The 5,823-nt window shown below is 55.5% G+C and carries 5 protein-coding genes; 3 read left to right on the top strand and 2 right to left on the bottom strand.

Translation table 11 applies throughout. The annotated features are described in order from the left end of the window. Nucleotides 1-194: 194 nt before the first annotated feature. Nucleotides 195-1,613: an NAD-dependent malic enzyme gene (locus PKO01S_RS28120; protein ID WP_127534750.1), complete on the bottom strand. Its 1,419-nt coding sequence runs from the start codon at nt 1,611-1,613 to the stop codon at nt 195-197. A 111-nt stretch (nt 1,614-1,724) separates the two neighbouring features. After that, the gene (locus PKO01S_RS28115; protein WP_127534749.1) at nt 1,725-2,843 is read right to left on the bottom strand and encodes an MGDG synthase family glycosyltransferase; all 1,119 of its coding nucleotides are present in this window, start codon (nt 2,841-2,843) and stop codon (nt 1,725-1,727) included. Between the two features lie 208 nt (nt 2,844-3,051). On the opposite strand from PKO01S_RS28115, the gene kapB reads away from it, so the two are divergent. The 3 genes from kapB to PKO01S_RS28100 form a co-directional block, all read left to right on the top strand. Then, a complete protein-coding gene (kapB, locus tag PKO01S_RS28110; RefSeq protein WP_127534748.1) occupies nt 3,052-3,444 on the top strand; it encodes a sporulation phosphorelay system protein KapB in 393 nt (130 codons plus the stop codon). A gap of 473 nt (nt 3,445-3,917) precedes the next feature. After that, complete coding sequence (locus PKO01S_RS28105) at nt 3,918-4,556, top strand: TetR/AcrR family transcriptional regulator (protein ID WP_127534747.1); 639 nt, start codon at nt 3,918-3,920, stop codon at nt 4,554-4,556. Nucleotides 4,557-4,660: 104 nt separating this feature from the next. Then, the coding region (locus PKO01S_RS28100; protein ID WP_127534746.1) for a YhgE/Pip domain-containing protein at nt 4,661-5,823 on the top strand (1,163 nt) is incomplete at its 3' end.

Raw genomic sequence — 5,823 nt, 5'->3', positions numbered from 1 at the left:
AGCACCTATTTCGGCTCGCTGGGCGCGAAAGCGAGCAAATAGGTGCCGAAGAGCACCTATTTCGGCCCGCCGGGCGCGAAAGCGAGCAAATAGGTGCCGAAAAGCACCTATTTCGGCCTGCCGGGCGCGAAAGCGAGGAACAAAGTAAAGAGCCCTGGGTGCATTTTACAAATGCACCTAGGGCTCTTTACATGCTACTCCCGGGACTGTCTCCGAGCGACGCCGGAGCGGCGGGCAGCGTCGATGACGCGGCGGCGGACTTCTTCGACAACGCGATTGTTGAAGACGCTCGGGATAATATACATACGGCTGAGCTCGTCGTTGCTGATAACCGAGGCGATCGCCTCGGCTGCCGCAAGCTTCATCTCTTCGTTGATGAGAGAAGCACGGCATTCGAGCGCCCCGCGGAAGATGCCGGGAAAGCACAGCACGTTGTTGATTTGGTTCGGGTAATCGGACCGTCCGGTCGCGAAGACGCCGACGATGTCCTCGATTTTCTCCGGCCGGATCTCAGGCTCGGGATTGGCCATCGCGAAGACGATCGGTTCCGGCTTCATCGAGGCGACATGCTCGCGCGAGACGATGCCGCCAGCCGATACCCCGATGAAAACATCCGCGCCAGACAGCGCCTCAGTCAACCCGCCGGAGAGCCGGCCGGGGTTCGTATTTTCCGCATACCACTGCCACACAGAGTTCTCATACTGCTGGTCTGCGTTCAAAATGCCGGGGCGGTCGACGCCAATAATATTGCGCGCTCCGCCGGCCAGCAGCATTTTCGTACATGCCGTGCCTGCCGCTCCGATGCCGCATACGACGATGCGCGATTCGGCCAGCGTGCGGCCTGTCAGCTTCAACGCGTTGAGCAGTCCCGCATAGAGGACGACCGCGGTGCCGTGCTGATCGTCATGGAAGACGGGAATGTCGAGTTCGCTGCGCAGCCGGTTCTCGATCTCGAAGCAGCGCGGTGCGGATATGTCTTCGAGATTGATGCCCCCGAACGCCGGCGCGATCCTTTTCACCGATGCGATAATTTCCTCCGTATCCTGCGTATCGAGACAGATCGGGAACGCATCGACGTCGGCGAACTGCTTGAACAACATCGCTTTGCCCTCCATAACGGGCATAGCCGCATAAGGTCCGATGTTGCCGAGTCCGAGCACGGCGCTGCCGTCGGATACGACGGCGACCGTATTGCGTTTTATCGTGAGCGTAAACGCTTTGGACGGATCCTCATGAATCGCCTGGCAGACACGCGCCACCTCGGGCGTATAGACACGCGATAAGTCGTCGCGGTTCTGGATCGGCGTCTTCGGTTGAATTGTAATTTTGCCGCCGAGATGCAGCAGGAACGTCCGGTCGGATACGTTGACGACCCGGATGCCGGGGATTGCCGTCAGCGCTGCAGAGATTCGTTCGATGCTGGACGTCTCCGATACCTTCACCGTCAAGTCGCGTACCGAACGGTCGCGGCTCGTCGAAATAACGTCGATGGCGATCATATCGCCGCCTGCCGATTCGATTGCAGCCGCAGCCGCGCCGAACCCGACATTGCGTGTATCGATCTCGATACGAAGAATGATCGTTTTGCCATCCATGCTTCTTTTGCCATCCATCTACCGATCCCTCCTGCCTTATGGGCTAACTATACCCGTCATTCCATAGGAATATTCCTCGTATCGGCGGACAATCCTGCGGGCAGGGGGGCGTGGCCATAAAAAAAGCCGTCACTGCATATAACGCAGGACGGCATCTGTACATTGCCTTGGATCATATTGTTCGTTGCGCTTCTTAAGCAGATCTTCGCGGAACTCTGCGAACGAAGCCCGGTCTTGAATCCGGTTGAACCAGCGGTCGATCGTCTCGGACTGATGAAGCATTTCACCGAATCCGTTCTGAACGAAGTATTCGCAATTCTCCTCCTCTTGTCCGGGAATCGGCTTGTAGAAGAGCATCGGCAGCCCTTTGCTCAGACCTTCCGTACAGGTCATTCCGCCTGGCTTCGTCACGAGGAGATCGGCAACGTCCATCAGCATGTTCACTTCGCGGGTGAACCCGAGAACGTGAATGTTCGGGTGAACGAAGCGTTCGTCTTGAAGCAGCTTCTCTTTCATCTTCTCGTTGCTGCCTGCGCAAATAATGATCTGAACCTTATTGCGCCATTCTGTCATGTAATGGAAGAGCTCCTCTTCATCCATCAGACCCCAGCCGCCTCCCATCACGAGAACGGTAGGCATGTCCTTCATCCCGAAATGGCTCAGCACCTCGCTGCGCTCATTCGTCTGCCAGAAGCTTGGATGGACTGGTATTCCGGTTACTTCGATTCGGCTTTCCTCGACTCCGCGCTCCATCAGCTTATGCTTGACGAGAGGGGTGGAGACGAGATAATGGTTTACCTCTTGACTGATCCACGATCCATGGGCATCATAATCGGTAATGACCGTGCAAAGCTGCACATCGTCTTGGCTCAGCCGCTTGATGCGGGAGACGACGGCATTCGGTACAGGATGCGTGCATATGATCAAATCCGGTTTCAACTGTTCGATGACTTGTGATGTATGGGTATAGAAAACACGATGCAGCGCTAATTGGGTAAAGCGGTTAAGCGATTTATTATAATTGCTTCTATACATGAGCCCGACTAGCTTCGGTTGCTTGCTGACCGTCTTACGGTATGCCGAGACGATTAAGGGACCGACGACCGGGTTCAAAAAATTGCCCAGTTCGATGACGCGCGTCTGAATGTCCGACGACGAAAGCCGAATGCCGACGGCGAGCGCGTAGGCGGCTTGGGTATGTCCGGAGCCGAACCCTTCGGAGAGCAGCAGCACTCTTTTCTTACGCAATGGACGCACCTACTTTTCTAACCGCATCATTAATGAAGCCGCGCACCGCGCGGCGATTGTCTTACTACCATATTACGCTGTATCTGCATATAAACACAAGATCACAATTCGATGTTGCACGGATACAGGGTCATAAATTAATCTAATTTTTAGGTTTGTAACAGGTAAAATGGTTATAATTACGGGAAAATCAAGGAGGACTAAAGAAATGCGATATTCGAATGAAAATATGCCGCAAGTCGATCAAATGGTACGAATGACTTATAAAACAGGGGAATATGCAGGCAAAATAGTTGAATCGGGCGGAGCGCGGGCGGTCGTACAAGTACTTGCTGTACTCAAGCATCCGCAACAAGGAAATCTCCATCATCCTTACGATCCGGATGTACCGGTATTCCATGAGCGCAAAGCGCTGAGCCATAATGAGAAGGCGCTGGCCGTCTATTCGGACCTGTCGCCTTATACGGGCGCCGTCCCAGAGTACATGGATTCTCTTGTACGTGCATTGGAGGAGGAAGCGGAAAGCCTCGACCGTCTGCGCCGCTGGGCAGAGCGAGGACTTGCGACGCTTGAGATTGTGAAGCAGGATTATAAGTTGTAAAAATCATGCGCTGAATATCACAGGTATAGCGCAGTGAGCAGGGGATGCTGATGGCATGCTTGCTGCGCATGGTCGAATGGGTTGTAACGGGTAAACCGCTACCCGATTTGCTGCACAATGTGCAGGAATGACTTCTCTAGTTACCTATCGTGATGTATAATGTCTGCACATTATAAAGGCTTTTATGGCAGCTGCTGCGGATTGCTTCTGCAAAAACAGTAGGGTTCAGCAGAAAAGCGAAGCGATGAGCTGCATAAGCGAGGGAGAAGAAGAAAGATCGCGTTAATTTCGTTATAATGATGCTTTGCGGCGGCTTGATGAGCACCTATTTTCATGCTATAGTGGATGAATGAAAATGACCAAATGACTAAAAATGAATTTTGGTCAGAAAATAAAATCTGCCGTCGTTGCTGCATGGAGCAGATACAGCTGTTGCACTTGTACATTCATTAATGAAAGGAGCGGGATTTCGAATGACGGAACGAAAGACGATAGACCGTAAAGCGCTCATCGTTGAGGCAGCGAGAAAGTCGCTTACGATGTTCGGCTACAAGGCGACCACCATGGATGTGGTGTCGAAGCTGGCTGGCGTCGGCAAAGGAACGATCTATACGTTCTTCGCAACGAAGGAGGAACTGTTCGGCGAAATTATGCGTCAACTGACGCAGGAGATGAAGGCTATCGTCGTGGAACGGATCGTCGATTCCCGCTCTTTCTTCGATAACTTGACCGACGCTCTGCATGGCGTGCTGCAGTTCCGCGAGACGCATGAGCTTGTCATCAAGCTGACCCAAGAGCTTCGCGAATTAGGAACGCCGGCGGTGCGGGAAGCGCTGACGGAGCTGGAGAATGCGGTCCTTTTGTTCATCGAGAAGGAAGTTCAGAAGGCGCAGGACAAAGGCGATATTCGCCGGATGGATCCGAAGCTGACCGCTTTTATGATGATCCGGATGTATGTCACGCTTGCGATCGACTGGAGCGCGCAGCATCAGCCGCTCACAAGAGAAGAGGTTGAGGAGCAGTTCACGTCGCTCTTTCGATACGGGATATGTCCGGCTGGAATGCAGGGCGAACCCGATACCGGAGCAGGCGCCGTGCCTAGCGGCAGTTAAGGAAGTGAAGGGCGGAGACGCTCTTTTTTTATCAAACAAAGTGACCAAATGAACAATTTAGTCATTTGTTGAATAGATAGTGAAAAGCAGAGGAGAGGATCAGGATGCAAGGTGTGAGACTGTTCGGACAAGAGCTCCTCAGCATCGTCCGCAACCGGAAGGTTCTAGTGTCGGTGATCGGGATTTTGTTCATTCCGATTATGTACAGCGGCATGCTGGTCGGGTCGTTCTGGGACCCGTACGGCAAAACCGGCGATTTGCCGGTCGCAGTCGTGAACGAGGACCAGGGGGCACAGCTGGACGGCAAGCAGCTGGCGCTCGGTGACGAGCTGATTAACAACTTGAAGGACAACGATAAGTTCAAGTGGGCTTACGTGAGCCGAGACGAAGCGGAGAAGGGGCTGATGGACGGGCGTTATTATCTCGCGCTCGAAATTCCGGCCGATTTCTCGAAGCAGGCGACGACGCTGCTCGATGACGAGCCGAGGCCGTCGAGTCTTGTGTATGTGACGAACGAAAGTCTAAGCTTCACGGCTTCGAAGATCGGCAGTGCTGCTGTACAAGAGCTGAAAGCATCGCTGTCGAAGGAAGTGACGAAGTCCTATGCTGAGACGATGTTCGAGGAGCTTGGCAAAGTAGCGGACGGCTTCGCAGACGCGAGTGACGGCGCCAGCAAGCTGCACGACGGCGCTGCGAAGGCAAAGGATGGAGCGGCGACGCTGCAGAGCAACCTGGCGAAGCTGGCGGATGGAACGCTCGGATTGACGAGCGGTGTGAAGCAGCTCGCGGGCGGCACGGCGAAGGTCGCGGACGGGGCGTCCGCGCTGTCGACCGGCGCGTCCAATCTTGCGGACGGGCTGAAGCAGCTGAGCGAGGCGTCCGGCAAGCTGAGCGCGGGCGCCAAGCAGGCGGGCGATGCCGGAGCGAAGCTGGCATCGGGAGCGAAGTCGGCGCAGGAAGCCGAGGCGAAGCTGGCTGACGGCGCTGCGAAGCTGGCGGCGCAGCTGGAGGCTTACGCGAAAGCGTCAGCGCAAGCGCCAGCCGGCGAAGCCGTCAGCGGAGCTGAAGCTGCTGCGCCGGATGAGGCGCTGCAGCAGCTTGTTGCCGCGGCCAAGGCGGTAGCCGCGGGCGCGGACCAGCTCGCAGCCGGAGGCGGCCGATTGGCCGGAGGCGCGAGCGAGCTGCAGCAGGGGCAGCTTGCCCTGCTGCAAGGTTTGACCGCCTTCGACGCGAAGCTCGAAGGCGCAGCGGCGGGCGGCGCGCAGCT

The sequence above is a fragment of the Paenibacillus kobensis NBRC 15729 genome (assembly GCF_004000825.1).
GTDB classification, from domain to species: Bacteria; Bacillota; Bacilli; order Paenibacillales; family Paenibacillaceae; genus Paenibacillus_T; species Paenibacillus_T kobensis.
The sequence above is the reverse complement of the archived record's forward strand: the minus strand, read 5'-3'. Positions and strand labels throughout refer to the sequence as shown.